We start from the raw sequence: 16,708 nt of genomic DNA, 5'->3' as shown, positions 1-16,708 counted from the left end.
GATGGCGCTAATGCTTATCCGGCCTACGAGCAGGTTGCTTATGTAGGCCCGATAAGCGCAGTGCCATCGGGCATTTTTTATTTTATCCTCTCTTTTTCTTCATTTTCCCGCCGTTAACCGTTTCAGCGCAGGGCGCCTTCCTTGAGCGAATTGCGTGATGGTGGTATCGTTTAGCGCTTTTTTAAAAAATATCGACAACCTTTAAGGGGATTTTCGTAATGCGTATCATTCTGCTTGGCGCTCCGGGCGCGGGTAAAGGAACTCAGGCTCAGTTCATCATGGAGAAATATGGTATTGTGCAAATCTCCACTGGCGACATGCTGCGTGCCGCCGTGAAATCTGGCTCCGAGCTGGGTAAACAAGCGAAAGACATCATGGACGCCGGCAAGCTGGTGACCGATGAGCTGGTGATTGCGCTGGTAAAAGAGCGTATCGCGCAGGACGATTGCCGCAACGGTTTCCTGCTGGACGGCTTCCCGCGTACAATTCCGCAGGCTGACGCCATGAAAGAAGCGGGCATTGCGGTTGACTATGTTCTCGAATTCGACGTACCGGACGAGCTGATCGTTGACCGCATCGTGGGCCGCCGCGTGCACGCGGCGTCTGGCCGTGTTTATCACATCAAATTCAATCCGCCGAAAGTGGAAGGCAAGGACGATGTGACCGGCGAAGAGCTGACCACCCGTAAAGACGATCAGGAAGAGACCGTTCGTAAGCGTCTGGTGGAATACCATCAGATGACTGCGCCGCTGATTGGTTACTACCAGAAAGAAGCGGAAGCGGGTAACACTAAATATGCGAAAGTGGACGGTACTCAGGCCGTTGCCGATGTGCGTGCCGACCTTGAAAAAATCCTCGGTTAATCCGTAAATTGCCCGATGGCGCTACGCTTATCGGGCCTACGGCCTACGATTTTCTTGTAGGCCTGATAAGCGCAGCGCCATCAGGCAAATTCTCATCTTACCTCTCACAGCAATTAGTTCTTCTTCCTCGCTTTTCCGCTACAATTATCAACAATTTGAATCAATAAGAGGCGGTAATGCGTCAGACGAAAACCGGTATCCTGCTGGCTAACCTCGGCACTCCCGATGCCCCAACTCCTGAAGCGGTTAAACGCTATCTGAAGCAATTTTTAAGCGATGAGCGCGTGGTGGATACTTCTCGCCTGCTGTGGTGGCCGCTTTTGCGTGGTGTGATTTTGCCGCTGCGCGCGCCGCGTGTCGCAAAACTGTACCAGTCTATCTGGCAGGAAGGCGGATCGCCGTTGCTGGTTTACAGCAGGGAGCAACAGCAGGCGCTGGCAGAGCGTCTCCCGGATACGCCCGTTGCGCTGGGGATGAGCTACGGTTCGCCGTCGCTGGAAAGCGCGGTCGATGAACTGCTGGCGAACCACGTCGATCACATCGTGGTGCTGCCGCTCTACCCACAATACTCCTGTTCGACGGTGGCGGCCGTCTGGGACGAACTGGCGCGTATTCTGGCGCGTAAACGCAGTATTCCAGGCGTCTCGTTTATTCGTGACTACGCTGATGACAATAGCTATATCACCGCCCTGGCAAATAGCGCCCGTGCCTCGTTTGCCCAACATGGCGAGCCGGACTTGCTGCTGCTCTCGTATCACGGCATCCCGCAGCGTTACGCTGATGAAGGCGACGACTACCCGCAACGCTGTCGCGATACTACCCGTGAACTGGTCTCCGCGCTTGGTCTGGCGCCAGAAAAAGTGATGATGACCTTCCAGTCGCGCTTTGGCCGCGAGCCGTGGCTGACGCCGTATACTGACGAAACGCTGAAAATGCTGGGCGAAAAAGGCACCGGGCATATTCAGGTGATGTGTCCGGGTTTTGCGGCGGATTGTCTGGAAACGCTGGAGGAGATCGCGTTGCAAAACCGGGAAATCTTCCTTGAGGCGGGCGGTAAAAAATACGAATACATTCCGGCGCTCAATGCCGCGCCGGAACACATCGATATGATGCTGAAGCTGACCGCACCGTACCTCTGAGGCTATTTTAACTGCGCCATAAAGAAACGCGCGCCATCCTGTAGCGCATCGTCCGCGGTTTTCATCATGCGTGAATAGTGCAGGAAGGCGTGCAGTGTGCCGGGGTACATCCGGTACTCACTGGGCTGATTATGCGCCTGGAGCGTCTGGTGCAGCAGACGGCTGTCATCAAGTAACGGATCGAACTCCGCGCCGGCAATAAAGCAGGGCGGCACATTGCGGGTCAGATCGTTATTGAACAGGCAATACCAGGGGGATTCGCGATCCTGCTCGTCACGCAGATAGGCGTTTTCATACCTCTCCAGATCCTGACGGGTTAAGCCGTCCCATTCTCCGCCAAACAAACGGCGGCTGGGCGAATCCTGTAACCCGTAGAGACCATACCACAGCAGCGTGGCGACCACGTTCCCGCATACAATCTGCTTATCGCGCAGCCACAGCGCGCTGGCGAGTGCCAGCATAGCACCTGCGGAATCCCCGGCAAAACCGATTTGCGCCATGTTCAATGCGTATTCATCGGCGCGTTGATGAAAGAACCGACATGCCGCGACGGTCTCCTCAATCGCCTGTGGGAAACGCGCCTCGGGAGAGAGCGTATAGTCGATGCCGACGACCGTACACCGCGTATAGCTCGCCAGCAGCCGCATAATGCGGTCATGAGTATCCAGATTGCCGAGAATAAATCCGCCGCCGTGCAGATAAAACAGCGTTGCCCTGCTGTTGTGCTGTGGATAATACAGACGCGTGGCGACCTCGCCGTAGGGTGTGGGAACAGCCGCCGTCCGCGTTGCCATCTGCGGCGCCCCGGCGTTCCAGAACCGGCGCTCGCGGGTGTAGTGCTGGCGCTGCGCCGCAATGTCATCCGCAGGCCATGGCGGCAGCTCCGCCTGATGAACGTTGATGACGGCCCTCATCTGCGCAGAAATAAGATCGAGAACGGGAATTTTGTTTTCCGGCTTCATAACGCGCTCCTTGTGAAATGCCTCCATTGTAGAAAGCGATCGCCAATAAACTGCGATCTCACCGTCCGATATTGAAACTCCGCGCCTCGTCGCGCGGGCAGGGGGGAATGTGCTACCATGCACCGCTCAGTTATCCACCTGTAAACACAATCATGAAATTTCCCGGTAAACGTAAATCCAAACACTATTTCCCCGTTAATGCCCGTGACCCGCTGTTGCAACAAATTCAGGCTGAAAATGAAACCAGCGCGTCATGGGTGGTTGGTATCGATCAGACGCTGGTGGATATTGAAGCGAAAGTCGATGATGACTTTGTGACACGTTATGGATTGAGCGCCGGGCATTCTCTGGTGATTGAGGATGATGTCGCAGAAGTGTTGTATCAGGAGCTGGTGCGTGAAAACCTGATCACCCACCAGTTTGCCGGTGGCACCATTGGTAACACCATGCACAACTACTCGGTGCTGGCGGACGATCGCTCCGTTCTGCTGGGCGTGATGTGCAGCAACATTGAGATTGGCAGCTACGCCTATCGCTATTTATGTAACACATCGAGCCGTACCGACCTCAACCACCTGCAAGGGGTTGATGGTCCCATTGGCCGCTGCTTTACGCTGATTGGCGAATCCGGCGAGCGTACCTTCGCCATCAGTCCCGGCCACATGAACCAGCTTCGGGCGGAGAGCATCCCGGAATCGGTGATTGCGGGCGCATCTGCGCTGGTGCTGACCTCCTATCTGGTGCGCTGTAAACCGGGCGAGCCGATGCCGGAAGCGACCATGAAAGCCATTGAGTACGCGAAAAAGCATAATGTGCCGGTGGTGCTGACCCTGGGGACGAAGTTTGTTATCGCCGATAATCCGCAGTGGTGGCAGGCGTTCCTCAAAGAGCATGTCTCCATTCTGGCGATGAATGAAGAAGAGGCGGAAGCGTTAACCGGCGAGAACGATCCGCTGCTGGCGTCTGATAAGGCGCTGGACTGGGTGGATCTGGTGCTGTGTACCGCTGGGCCAATTGGGTTGTATATGGCGGGCTTTACCGAAGATGAAGCGAAACGCAAAACCCAGCACCCGCTGCTGCCGGGAGCGATTGCCGAGTTTAATCAGTATGAGTTCAGCCGTGCGATGCGGCATAAAGATTGTCTCCATCCGCTGCGGGTCTACTCGCACATCGCCCCGTACATGGGCGGGCCGGAAAAAATCATGAACACCAATGGCGCGGGAGACGGCGCGCTGGCGGCGCTGTTACATGATATTACCGCCAATAATTATCACCGCACCAATGTGCCTAACTCCAGCAAGCATAAATTCACCTGGCTGACCTATTCGTCTTTGGCGCAGGTGTGTAAGTATGCGAACCGTGTGAGTTATCAGGTATTGAACCAGCATTCCCCGCGGTTGACGCGCGGTCTGCCGGAACGGGAAGACAGCCTCGAAGAGTCTTACTGGGATCGCTGAGTTATTGCCTGATGGCGCTGCGCTTATCGGGCCTACAAGAAAATCGTAGGCCGGATAAGGTGATTACACCGCCATCCGGCATCACACCGTTTAACCCGTCACCACTTCGCCTGCGGGCGGGGTTTCCAGCAGCTCCAGCATGGTGCGGGCAATTTCACGCTCGCCCATCACCACCTGATTCGCTCCGCGCTCGGTGATGTATTCCACCTCATCGTCATAATGCGCGCGTGCGATAATCTCAATGTGCGGGCATTTCTCGCGGGCGGAGGCCACGATTTCACCGGCCTCGTAACCGTTCGGAATGGTCAGCAACAGCCAGCGAGCGCAGTCCAGATGCGCCAGGTTCATGATCTCTTCGTTAGCGGCATTCCCCAGTACGGCGCGAATACCGCGCTCACGCAGCTCATCCACGCGGGTACGTGAAGTTTCAATGACCACCAGCGGAATGCCTGCCGCCATCAGTTTTTCGCCCAGCAGGCTACCGACGCGGCCAAAACCGACCAGCAGCGCGTGGTTGCAGATATCCACCGGAATCTGCTTCTCTTCTTCGATCGCTTCTTCCAGCGTCTGCTCTTCCAGCGTTTCCGTTTTGGCGAGGTATTTCTCTAACAGCGCAAACAGCACCGGGTTGAGCATAATCGACAGAATCGCGCCCGCCAGCACCAGGTTCTGCCCTGCCTGCGGCAGCAGATCCAACGCCATGCCCAGACCTGCCAGAATAAAGGCAAATTCACCAATCTGCGCCAGGCTGGCGGCGATGGTCAGCGCGGTGCGCGGCGAGTGCCCGAACAGGCGAACCAGGAAGAAAGCGGCAACCGATTTACCAAAGATAATAATGGCCAGCGTAGCCAGTACCGCCATCGGCTGTTGAATCAGGATTAACGGGTCAAACAGCATCCCGACGGAGACAAAGAACAGGACCGCAAAGGCGTCGCGAAGCGGCAGCGTATCGTGCGCGGCGCGGTGGCTCAATTCTGATTCGTTTAACACCATCCCGGCAAAGAAAGCGCCCAGCGCAAAGGAGACATCAAACAGCTCGACGGCGCCAAAGGCGATGCCCAGCGCCAGCGCCAGTACGGAAAGGGTAAACAGTTCACGGGAGCCGGTAGCGGCGCTGCGCGCCATAATCCACGGCACCAGACGGCGCCCAACCAGCATCATAATGGCGATAAACGCCACCACTTTACCGATGGTGATGCCCATATCAACTGCCAGCGACGCGAAGCCGACATCGCCTTTTTCCAGCATTCCCGCCACGGCGGGCAGAAGAACCAGCGTCAGAACCATCACCAGATCTTCCACAATCAGCCAGCCGATGGCGATTTGCCCGCGCTGACTGTCAATAAGCTGTCTCTCTTCAAGCGCGCGCAGCAGCACCACGGTACTGGCGGTTGAAAGACATAACCCGAAGACGATACCGGTCATGAGCGACCAACCCAACACCGCTGAAAGCGCCATACCCAGCAACGTCGCCACGGCTATCTGGGCGACCGCGCCGGGAATGGCGATGGCCTTTACCGCCATCAGATCCTTCAATGAAAAGTGCAACCCGACGCCGAACATCAGCAGGATTACGCCAAGCTCCGCCAGTTCAGGCGCAAGTTTGGTATCCGCGACAAAACCCGGAGTAAATGGCCCCGCAAGAACGCCCGCTAACAGATATCCCACCAGAGGAGAAATACGCAGTTTATTGGCAAGCATGCCGAGTATAAAAGCGAGCACGAGGCCGCCAACAATGGTGGTAATAAGCGGGGTGGCGTGATGCATTCCGTCTCCTTTGGTCGTTATGTTGATCCATTTTTGGTCGCCCTGGCGTCATCGCTCGCACAGCCTCACAAACGATGGTGCCAGAGAAACCAAAATTCCAGGTAATAGTTTATGACAATTTCGATGTTTATGTTTATGAATAATTGTTGAAATTTGATGAAAAGTGGAATTTAGAATAAAAAAGGCACGGATTGGAAAACTGGCGGGGTGTCTGTGAGCTAAAGGCTTACGGTGACTGGAAGAGAGTGCGACCAAAGTTTACCTTTGGCCGCAGAAAAATCAGGCTTTATGTCGGTTGTCAGGCAAGAATATGGTCAGTATTCCCAGAAGTGGCAGGAAAGCACATATTTTGTAGACCAAATCAATACTGGTGTGGTCGGCGAGCAGGCCTAATACCGCAGCGCCAAGGCCTCCCATACCGAACGCGAAACCGAAAAAGAGCCCAGAAACCATACCGATACGCCCCGGAAGCAGTTCCTGCGCATACACCAGGATGGCAGAAAAGGCCGATGCGAGGATAAAACCAATTATCACGGTTAAAATCCCCGTCCAGTGCAGGGTTGCATAGGGTAAAACGAGAGTAAACGGCGCTACACCCAGAATTGAGCCCCAAATAACATATTTTCGGCCTATTTTATCACCCAGAGGTCCGCCGATTACCGTTCCAGCCGCAACGGCAAACAGGAAGGCAAACAGATGAAACTGTGCGTTTTGTACCGATAATCCGAATTTTTGCATCAGATAAAAGGTGTAATAGCTGCTGATGCTCGCCATATAGAAGTATTTGGAGAAAATCAGGACTAACAGCACGCTGACGGCAAGTATCACTTTATTGCGCGGCAGCGGATTGACGATGGTCGCCTTCGGTTTTCCTTTACTTATCCGGTGTTGCGCGGCATACCAGCGGCTGATCTGTGCCAGCACAATAATGGCCAGCAACGCGGCTAATACAAACCAGGCCACATTACCTTTGCCATATGGCGCGATGATGACAGCAGCCAGTAGCGGCCCCAGCGAGCTGCCGAAGTTGCCGCCAACCTGGAAGATGGATTGCGCCAGCCCGTGGCGTCCGCCGGAGGCCATACGCGCCACGCGGGAAGATTCTGGATGAAATACCGAAGAACCGGTGCCGACCAGCGCCGCCGCCAGCAGCACGGCGCCAAAACTGCCCGCCAGCGCCAGCAGTACCAGACCGCTCAGCGTAAAGCACATCCCAATGGGGAGCGACCACGGCATGGGATATTTATCCGTCCAGTATCCGACGACCGGCTGGAGCAGGGAGGAGGCGAGCTGGAAGGTCAGGGTAATCATCCCTATCTGCATAAAGGTCAGGGAAAACTCTGATTGCAGCAGCGGGTAAATCGCTAAAATTAGCGACTGGATCATATCGTTCAACAAATGAGACAGGCTGATCGCGCCTAAGATGCCAAACGAGGTGCGTGCTTTAGTCGCCGCAGCAGAGGCGCCCGCTAACGGCTGGGTTGGTTCACTCATTGCCATAGAATGTCACTTCTGTTTTGTTTGCGATGTTGGGGATAATCGAATTTGTAATTATTACTCGACTAACATACCTGTGGACGGTGTTTGAAGGAAGTCTCAATTCTGAAAACATTTTCGACTATTATTTCAGATCATTGTAATTTCAGCGGTTGATATTGAGTCAGGGAGAGAAGCATGAAATTTTTGAAACGGGGTGTGGCGCTGGCATTGTTTGCCGCGTTTACGCTGGCAAGCCAGCCTGTTCAGGCTTATGAAAAAGATAAAACCTATAAAATCACCATTCTGCATACTAACGATCACCACGGCCATTTCTGGCGCAGCGAATACGGCGAGTACGGTTTATCGGCGCAAAAAACGCTGGTGGACGGCATTCGCAAAGAGGTTGCGGCTGAAGGCGGCAGCGTGCTGCTGCTTTCCGGCGGTGACATTAACACTGGCGTACCGGAGTCCGACTTGCAGGACGCGGAACCTGACTTTCGTGGTATGAACCTGATTGGCTACGATGCGATGGCCGTCGGTAATCATGAGTTTGATAATCCGCTCAGTGTGCTGCGTCAGCAGGAAAAGTGGGCCAAATTCCCCTTCCTCTCCGCCAATATCTACCAAAAGAGTACCGGAGAACGTCTGTTCAAGCCCTGGGCTATTTTTAAACGCCAGGATCTGAAGATCGCCGTCCTCGGATTGACGACGGACGACACCGCGAAGATCGGTAACCCGGAATTCTTCACCGATATCGAGTTCCGTAAACCGGCCGAAGAGGCGAAGGTGGTGATTCAGGAACTGCAAATGAATGAAAAGCCGGACATCATTATCGCCACTACCCACATGGGGCACTATGACAACGGCGATCACGGTTCGAACGCGCCGGGCGATGTTGAAATGGCGCGTAGTCTGCCAAAAGGCTCGCTGGCGATGATTGTGGGTGGTCACTCACAGGACCCGGTGTGCATGGCGTCCGAAAACAAAAAGCAGGTTGATTATGTGCCGGGTACGCCTTGCGCGCCGGATAAGCAGAACGGCATCTGGATTGTGCAGGCGCATGAGTGGGGAAAATACGTTGGCCGCGCGGACTTTGAGTTCCGTAACGGCGAGATGAAAATGGTCAACTATCAGCTCATTCCGGTAAACCTGAAGAAGAAAGTCACCTGGGATAACGGGAAAAGTGAGCGCGTACTTTACACCCCGGAAATTTCAGAAAATCAGCAAATGCTCTCGCTTCTGACGCCATTCCAGAACAAAGGTAAAGCGCAACTGGACGTGAAGATTGGCAGCGTCAATGGTCGTCTTGAAGGGGATCGCAACAAAGTTCGCTTTGTGCAGACTAATATGGGCCATCTGATTCTGGCCGCGCAAATCGCGCGCACCAGCGCCAATTTCGGCGTGATGAGCGGCGGGGGGATTCGCGACTCCATTGAAGGCGGCAACATTACCTATAAAAGCGTGCTCAAGGTGCAGCCGTTTGGCAACGTAGTGGTCTATGTCGACATGAGCGGTAAAGAAGTAATTGATTACCTGACCGCCGTCGCGCAGATGAAGCCGGATTCCGGGGCGTATCCGCAGTTTGCGAACGTCAGTTTTGTGGCGAAAGACGGCAAACTTCATGACCTGAAAATTAAAGACGAGCCTGTTGACCCGGCGAAAACCTACCGGATGGCGACGCTGAGCTTCAATGCGACGGGCGGCGACGGGTATCCGCAAATTGATAATAAACCGGGATACGTGAATACCGGGTTTATTGATGCGGAAGTGCTGAAAGAGTACGTGCAGAAGAACTCACCGCTGGATGCCAGCGCGTATGAGCCGAAGGGCGAAGTCAGCTGGCAGTAACAGGGCGTAGTGCCGGTACGGGTCAATGCGGTTTGTAGGCCTGATAAGCGTAGCGCCATCAGGCAATCATTCTAAAATCGCTTAATCCCGGCGAGCGATATCGGCGAATTTCGCATCCAGAATTTTGGCTAAATCGCCCGCCGCCAGCTCGATGTCCAGCCCGCGTTTGCCGCCGGAAACATAAATGGTGGCGAACGTTTGGGCTGGCGCGTCAATCAGCGTCGGCAGCCGTTTTTTCTGCCCCAGCGGGCTGATGCCGCCGACCAGATAACCTGTCGTCCGTTGGGCGACCATCGGATCGGCCATATCGACCTTTTTAGCCCCCAGCGCTTTCGCTACTTTTTTCAGATCCAGCTGTCCGGCAACGGGCGTTACCGCGACCGCCAGGTGCTTCATATCGCCGTTTACGGCAACCAGCAGCGTCTTGTAAACCTGATCAGGATTCAGGCCTAATTTGCGCACCACTTCATCGCCAAAATTGGTTTCTGACGGATCGTGATCGTAGGCGTGGATCTGAAAAGTAATGTTGTTTTTTTCGAGTAATTTTACGGCGGGTGTCATAGCAATTATTCCTGGCCCAGACAAAATACCCTTAAAGCATACGCCTGATGGTGGTCTAAAAAATAGTACCATCTTGCGCAATAGTATTGGCAGGATGGTGACTTTGAGCGACAATCGACATAACCAGGGCGCTACGTCCTGGCATAATAATAACGATGAAATTCCTCTTTGACGGGCCAATAGAAATATTGGCCATTTTTTTAACGCATTAGCGCAGGCAAATTGCCTTCCCCGTAAAGATGAAGCGCGCCGACCGCCACGACGTACCGCCCCGGCGGCATGGCATGCAGACGCTCCCGCCAGGCGACATTTCGCTGATGCATCAGCACATCATACAGCGACTGACTGAAGGTATTCGGCAACGAAATAGCATTATTCTGCGGGGGCGATTTCAGCCACCAGCTCATCATCTGTTGCAGCAGTCTGGCATTGGTATGCCAGTGCGTCAGGGTATCATCCAGTAGCGCCAGTCCGTTATCAGGGAGCTGGCACAGCAGATCGATCTGGCTGGAAGCGCCTTCCAGTTCGATGATCGGTTTTTGCGCCTGTTTTGCCGTTTTCAGCAACTGGTAATCAATACCGTATTCCGGTCGCAGCCCCAGTTGTTGCGCCTGAGTCGCCTGCAATATCATGGCGATTTGCCATAACGGCTGGGTCGAAAAGAGAGAAGGGGAAATGCCCAGTTCATGGGTGATTTTATGCAGGCGCTGACGTAACTCGTCGCTAATTCGCTCATCCAGGTCGGCAAAGGCAGGCAGGTCGGTAAAAGGCGAATCGTTGCCTGAAACATCGGCTTCAACAATCAGCGCGTCCGCCTGCCTGAGCTTTTTAAGCAGTTTTGCCGGAAGGGGGGCCATATCGCGCGTTCCCATGTGAATACTGCCCACAAGATGAAAACAGCGATCGCCGGGTAACATGATGTCGATGGCGGGCCAGGTATAATGGTTGCCGCGCAGTGCAGCCCATAACGCTTTTACCCGGTATAACAGATCCATACGCCCTCCCTTAGTGGAAAACCATGCTAGCGTGTGGCTCTGGAAGGTGCAATGCGTGAAATGCCGGATGGCGACGCAAAAGCATCTTATCCAGCCTACGATGAGAGTGCTGCGTAGGCCGGATAAGCGTTAGCGCAGGCGCCTTATTCTTTTGGTTTAAAGCGCAACAACCGGTTGGCGTTGCTCACCACGGTAATTGAGGAAAGCGCCATTGCCGCGCCTGCCACAACCGGGTTAAGCAGCGTGCCGGTGAACGGCCACAGAATCCCGGCGGCAACGGGGATGCCGATGCTGTTATAGATAAACGCGCCGAGCAGGTTCTGCTTCATGTTTCGCAGGGTCGCCCGTGAGATGGCCAGCGCGTCAGCTACGCCCATCAGGCTATGGCGCATCAGGGTTATCGCCGCAGTTTCAATCGCCACGTCGCTGCCGCCGCCCATCGCGATGCCGACATCCGCCTGCGCCAGCGCCGGTGCGTCGTTGATGCCATCGCCGACCATTGCGACCTGACGTCCCTGACTTTGCAGACGCTTAATCGCATCGGCTTTACCGTCCGGCAGCACGCCCGCGATCACCTCATCAATCCCGGCTTCTTTGGCAATGGCGTTGGCGGTGGTCGGGTTATCCCCGGTTAACATCACCAGACGATACCCGGCGCGGTGCAGGCGCTGAAGCGCTGCGACGCTGTCGCTGCGCAGCGGATCGCGGATCGCCAGCAGCGCCGCGGCTTTTCCGTCAATCGCCAGCAATACGGGCGTTGCCCCCTGAGAAGCCTGCGCTGAAATTTCAGCGTCCATTTCGGTCGTGACAACCTGTTGTTCATTCAGCAGCGCCTGATTGCCTAACAGCAACGTATGCCCGTCCGCTTCGCCGCTAACGCCTAAGCCACGTAACGTCCGAAAGTTATTCACCTGAGGCAGGGCGGCGTCGGCGGCTTTTTCCAGGATAGCGTGCGCCAGCGGGTGGCTGGAGCCTTGTTCCAGCGCGGCCGCCAGACGTAAGGCGCCCACCTCATCGGTATCGCCAAATGTCCTGATGGCGACGACCTGCGGTTTACCTTCCGTCAGCGTACCGGTTTTATCAAATATCACGGTGTCCAGCGTGCTGGCGCGTTGCAGCGCGTCGGCGTCGCGTACCAGGACGCCAAATTCAGCGGCGCGTCCGACGCCCGAGATAATCGACATCGGTGTCGCCAGACCCAGCGCACACGGACAGGCGATAATCAGGACGGTGGTGGCGATCACCAGCGTGTAAACAATTTGCGGCGCCGGCCCAAAGACATACCAGATACCTGCGCTCACCAGGGCAATCACCACCACGACTGGCACGAACACCGAGGAGATTTTATCGGCAAGCTGACCGATTTCCGGTTTGCTGCTCTGTGCCTGGCGCACCATGCGAATAATGCGCGACAGGGTGGTATGGCTGCCGACTGCGCTTGCGCGAAACAGCACGCTGCCGTCCTGCACCACGGTTCCGGCGTGAACGCTGTCGCCTTCGCCTTTCTGCTGCGGGATCGGTTCGCCAGTGAGCATCGCTTCATCCAGCCAGGCTTCACCCTGAGTGATTTCACCGTCTACCGGCACACGGTCGCCGGTGGTCAGACGCAGCAACATGCCCGGCTGTACATCCGCCAGAGGTACGCTTTTTTCACCGTCATCAGTGACCACGCGCGCCGTCGGCGGGGTTAAGTCGAGCAATTTTTCCAGCGCCTTAGAAGAGCGCTGGCGCGCGCGGGCTTCCAGCATGTGTCCGAGGTTGATCAGACCGATGATCATCGCACTGGCTTCATAATAGAGATGGCGCGCTTCCATCGGGAACCACTGCGGCCACAGGTTGACGCTCATCGAGTACAGCCAGGCCACCCCGGTGCCGAGCGCCACCAGCGTATCCATCGTGGCGGTGCCGTTCATCAGGCTTTTCCATGCGCTGCGGTAAAAGTGTCCACCCGCAAAAACCATCACGGCAAGGGTCGCCAGGCCGATTGCCAGCCACAGGCTGCGGTTATCGGCGGTGACCATCATGTTGTCGCCGAGCATCCCCCAGACCATCACCGGCACGCCGACCAGCAGCGCGACAATCGCCTGCCAGCGGAAGCGTTTCATGGTAGCGAGTGCGGTTTCCTGCTGGCGTTCGCGGCGTTTAACGTCATCTTCGATCGCTTCTGCGCCGTAGCCTGCTTTCTCTACCGCCTGCACTAAATCTGCGGCGGACGCGCTGCCCATTACCAGCGCAGTGCGTTCCGCCAGGTTTACCCGTGCCTGTGTGACGCCCGGTACGCTTTGCAACGCGTTTTGCACCCGGGAAACACAGCTGGCGCAGCTCATGCCGCTTAACAGCAGCTGTTGGCTTTCATCATCATCGGCCGTCGCTGCCGGAAGCTCAGGGGGAACCGCTGTCAGTGCTTCCGACGGGATTGATGACTCCGCCAGCGGTTTAGCCTTTGGGTGGCTTAACTCCGCGCCGTAACCGGCTTGTTTAATGGTTTCAATAAGCGCTTCGGCACTGGCGCTGCCGGTAATGTGCGCTTCGGTTACCGTGACGTCTGCCTGTTCAACGTCAGGACGTTGTTCAAGACTTTCTTTCACGCGTTTGACGCAGTGACCACAGGACAGACCGTCCAGGGTCAGGTCGATAGTTTGAGACATAACACACTCCTTTATGACAGGATTAACTGACTGTGATAAAGGGTAAACCTTCCAGCAAGGGGAAGGTCAAGAAGTTTGTTTTATACTCGTGTTTTTCAGTGTTCCAGCGCGATAGCGCAGACGTGTTCGAGCGTAGAAAGGTTGCTGTACAGTTCGGGCAAGGTTATTTTTTTTCTGATCACAACCTTAAGGTTGACCTCTATTTTTCCCTTTTTTACATCGCGGATAGTAATGGTCTCAATAATGCTTTTTTGCTGATTAATACTTTCTACCAGCGTTTGTAGCCCTGATTTTTCGTCAAGAATAATGCGGATTTTTACTTTGCCGGGGAGCTGGTTTTTTGTTTGTAAAAAGATCACAAAATAACTGAGCTTTATAGCCAGCAGAAATAACCCTGTGGCAAGCAGGGCATGAAGATAAAAACCGGCTCCGCTGGTAATTCCTATGCCAGCAGAAGCCCAGACGATGGCTGCGGTTGTTAGCCCGGATATCGCATCATCATGGCGATGGAGGATAACCCCGGCACCGAGAAAACCCACGCCACTGATGATTTGTGCGGCCAGGCGCATAGGATCGCTACGGATATTCATTGAAATCTCAGCGTAATACTCCGCAGATTGAATCGAAACAATGGTCAGGGCACAACTGGCTACTGAAATAATCACACATGTTTTAAACCCGACAGGCTTTCCCTTTGATTCTCTTTCAAGCCCGATGATTCCTCCCAGGAAAAAAGCGACGCAAATTTTGCATAATGTAATTAAAATTGGTTCTCCTTCACCAGAGAGGATGAGTGCTAACGTATTCATTTTTCCCCCAGAAAAACATAACCTTATACACTGCGCGAATATCTTCTTTTTCTGTGCAGCATCGCTATGCGCCGTAGCGATGGATGTAGTGTTCAATCAGCGAAAGAAGTTGATGGTTATCGATAGTCTGTAGAATTTTTATCATCGCGCCTTTGGGCTCGGGTATTCCCACGTCCAGGCGTAATGTGTCACGTCCATAACGACAGGTCATACCACGAGTAAGGCCTTCAAGCGAGACGTCCAGAAAGTCTTCTGTCGTTGCGGCGAGCGAGGGATCAAGCAACCAGGCGATCGTCAGAACATCGTGGATCCAGCAGCCAGGCAGATTGCGGGTCTGCATAGAGTAGGTGATCCACGGGCGAATGGTTTTCTCCAGATAGCGACCAAGAACGTTTTCTGCCGCAGCCAGACGATCCAAATCGGTATGAAGCATTTGGGTTTTTGTCGTGACATCCATCGGAACCAATGTGACCGGCGCACCGCTGGTGAGTACGGCATGAGCTGCTTCTGGATCAAGGCCAAAATTAGTGTCTTTCAGGTAGCCAGGAACATTGAATACTCCGCCCATGATCACGATATTCTTCACCACATGAACGAGCTGCGGATAGAGCTGTAGAGCAATGGCGACGTTGGTGAGTGGGCCTGTTGCAACCAGCGTTATCTCACCGGGGTTGTTGCATATCAGCTCACCTATCGCCTCAGGCGCAAGAGGCTTCGTGGCCTGGTATGCCTGCGGAACGGGGACATCAGCCCAGAGTTGGCGTAAGCCATATTGGTCTACACCATGATCAAGCTTTTCCCGCCAGGGCTGCGGATCTTCTCTGAGCGCGCGTGCGGCGCCACGGTAGACAGAAATGGGTACACCTAATTGTTGGACGAAGTCTTTGGCTACTGCATATCCGATTTCTACCGGTGTATTACCAGCCACCGTTGTGATCATCTCCAGAGAGATTTGCGGCGCGGCAATGGCGAGTGCCAGCGCGAGGCCGTCATCGATATTGGCGCCGGGAATGCCATTACCCGGATCGCAGTCGATAATCACGCGCATAGATTTATTTTTATCTGGTTTCAGGTTGTACTTCATGTCCCTGGCAGCCACACGACTCTCCCACTCGTAAAAAAAACTCAAATTCAACGCGGCGAACTTCTCCATCCCAGTTTTTCAACATATCAATTGCCGCACGAGCCATTTTGTCGACAGGCTGTCGGACGGCGGTCAGGGAAGGTACGTTGTAAGCCGATTCTTGTGTTGCGTTAAAGCAGACCAGCGCCACATCCTGTGGAACGCGTAATCCTTGTTCTGCCAGAGCGCGTAAACAGCCAAGCGCCTGCTGTTCGTTGGTTGCGAACAGCGCGCGCGGTGGTTTACCTTGTAACATGCGTTTTGTCGCCTCGTAACCTCCGGCGCGGGTATAGTTAGTCGAAAAGATCCAGGAGGGGTTGATAATTAGCGATGACTCTTCCAGCGCTAGCTGCCATCCCCGGATACGATCCTGGGTGTTCAACATTTCACGCGGACCACAAATAATGCCAATATCGCGGTAACCGTGATCAATCAGATGCTTCGTCACCTGCCAGGCCGCCAGTTGTTCATCTACCTGAATAACACTGACATTCAACCCAGGGTCCACGCGATCCAGCATGACGCAGGGGGTTCCGCTCTCCTGAATCAGCTCAATATAGGGATGCCGGTCAACACTGGTATAGATAAGCCCGTCGACCTGACGGTGTAGCATATTGTTAATCAGTTCACGCTCACGTCCGCTGTTGTCGCCCGCATCGCCCAGCAGGAGCACTTTCCCATCAGAAAATGCTTCACGTTGCAGGGCATGTGCCATTGAGGCGATAAACGGGTTAGAGATGTCTGGCGCAATGAGTCCATAGGTTTGCGTGCTGCCTGAAGCCAGGGCGCGCGCTATACCATTAGGTCGATAACCGGTTTTTTTTATGGCCTGCAATACGCGCTGTCGGGTCGCTTCGGCGACGGGGCGCGGACCGTTATTAATAACGTAACTGACAACAGCGACAGATGTTCCCGCTTCTTTTGCAACATCAGAACGTGTTACGCGTTGTGAATGTGATTGGGTCACAAGGCACCTACCTGATTGAGTTCAGAGTGATCTTTTTTCCTGACAGCATAAGGCGTTATGACCCAAAAATCTTTGGTAAAGAACGCGCAA

At 54.6% G+C, this 16,708-nt stretch carries 13 protein-coding genes; 4 read left to right on the top strand and 9 right to left on the bottom strand.

The features are described 5' to 3' along the window. The first annotated feature begins 218 nt into the window (after positions 1-218). Together adk and hemH are read left to right on the top strand one after the other, a co-directional pair. Entirely contained in the window at positions 219-863 is a 645-nt protein-coding gene (gene adk / locus OGV83_RS02280) for an adenylate kinase (protein WP_012133500.1), read from the top strand. 176 nt (positions 864-1,039) lie between these two features. Further along, positions 1,040-2,002, top strand: a complete 963-nt coding sequence (hemH, locus tag OGV83_RS02275) for a ferrochelatase (RefSeq protein ID WP_047458399.1) — start codon at positions 1,040-1,042, stop codon at positions 2,000-2,002. A 2-nt stretch (positions 2,003-2,004) separates the two neighbouring features. Here hemH and aes read toward each other — a convergent pair whose 3' ends face one another. After that, positions 2,005-2,964 (bottom strand): acetyl esterase, encoded by a 960-nt coding sequence (gene aes, locus OGV83_RS02270; RefSeq protein WP_286463101.1) that lies wholly within the window; start codon positions 2,962-2,964, stop codon positions 2,005-2,007. Between the two features lie 152 nt (positions 2,965-3,116). Between aes and gsk the strand changes: the two genes are divergently transcribed. Next, on the top strand, positions 3,117-4,421 hold the full coding sequence (gene gsk, locus OGV83_RS02265; protein ID WP_286463100.1) for an inosine/guanosine kinase: 1,305 nt from the start codon (positions 3,117-3,119) through the stop codon (positions 4,419-4,421). A 90-nt stretch (positions 4,422-4,511) separates the two neighbouring features. Here gsk and ybaL read toward each other — a convergent pair whose 3' ends face one another. Further along, positions 4,512-6,188, bottom strand: a complete 1,677-nt coding sequence (gene ybaL, locus OGV83_RS02260) for a YbaL family putative K(+) efflux transporter (RefSeq protein ID WP_047458388.1) — start codon at positions 6,186-6,188, stop codon at positions 4,512-4,514. 279 nt (positions 6,189-6,467) lie between these two features. Then, positions 6,468-7,688: a fosmidomycin MFS transporter gene (fsr, locus tag OGV83_RS02255; RefSeq protein WP_012133495.1), complete on the bottom strand. Its 1,221-nt coding sequence runs from the start codon at positions 7,686-7,688 to the stop codon at positions 6,468-6,470. 174 nt (positions 7,689-7,862) lie between these two features. Here fsr and ushA point away from each other — a divergent pair, with 174 nt between their 5' ends. Beyond that, the gene (ushA, locus tag OGV83_RS02250; RefSeq protein WP_286463099.1) at positions 7,863-9,515 is read left to right on the top strand and encodes a bifunctional UDP-sugar hydrolase/5'-nucleotidase UshA; all 1,653 of its coding nucleotides are present in this window, start codon (positions 7,863-7,865) and stop codon (positions 9,513-9,515) included. A gap of 81 nt (positions 9,516-9,596) precedes the next feature. On the opposite strand, the gene ybaK is transcribed toward ushA, so the two are convergent. The 6 genes from ybaK to OGV83_RS02220 form a co-directional block, all read right to left on the bottom strand. Beyond that, positions 9,597-10,076: a Cys-tRNA(Pro)/Cys-tRNA(Cys) deacylase YbaK gene (gene ybaK / locus OGV83_RS02245; protein WP_012133493.1), complete on the bottom strand. Its 480-nt coding sequence runs from the start codon at positions 10,074-10,076 to the stop codon at positions 9,597-9,599. A 200-nt stretch (positions 10,077-10,276) separates the two neighbouring features. Continuing rightward, on the bottom strand, positions 10,277-11,071 hold the full coding sequence (locus OGV83_RS02240) for a TraB/GumN family protein (RefSeq protein WP_047458383.1): 795 nt from the start codon (positions 11,069-11,071) through the stop codon (positions 10,277-10,279). Positions 11,072-11,214: 143 nt separating this feature from the next. Beyond that, on the bottom strand, positions 11,215-13,719 hold the full coding sequence (gene copA / locus OGV83_RS02235) for a copper-exporting P-type ATPase CopA (RefSeq protein WP_286463098.1): 2,505 nt from the start codon (positions 13,717-13,719) through the stop codon (positions 11,215-11,217). 95 nt (positions 13,720-13,814) lie between these two features. Further along, positions 13,815-14,528 (bottom strand): MgtC/SapB family protein, encoded by a 714-nt coding sequence (locus tag OGV83_RS02230; protein ID WP_047458375.1) that lies wholly within the window; start codon positions 14,526-14,528, stop codon positions 13,815-13,817. A 64-nt stretch (positions 14,529-14,592) separates the two neighbouring features. After that, complete coding sequence (locus OGV83_RS02225) at positions 14,593-15,576, bottom strand: nucleoside hydrolase (RefSeq protein WP_464225137.1); 984 nt, start codon at positions 15,574-15,576, stop codon at positions 14,593-14,595. Between the two features lie 10 nt (positions 15,577-15,586). Continuing rightward, the gene (locus tag OGV83_RS02220; protein WP_024130582.1) at positions 15,587-16,618 is read right to left on the bottom strand and encodes a LacI family DNA-binding transcriptional regulator; all 1,032 of its coding nucleotides are present in this window, start codon (positions 16,616-16,618) and stop codon (positions 15,587-15,589) included. Between the last annotated feature and the right edge of the window lie 90 nt (positions 16,619-16,708).

The sequence above is a fragment of the Citrobacter sp. CK189 genome (assembly GCF_030333505.1).
In the GTDB taxonomy this organism is placed as follows: domain Bacteria; phylum Pseudomonadota; class Gammaproteobacteria; order Enterobacterales; family Enterobacteriaceae; genus Citrobacter_B; species Citrobacter_B koseri.
Note: the sequence above shows the minus strand (reverse complement) of the source record. Positions and strands in the feature narration are given on the sequence as shown.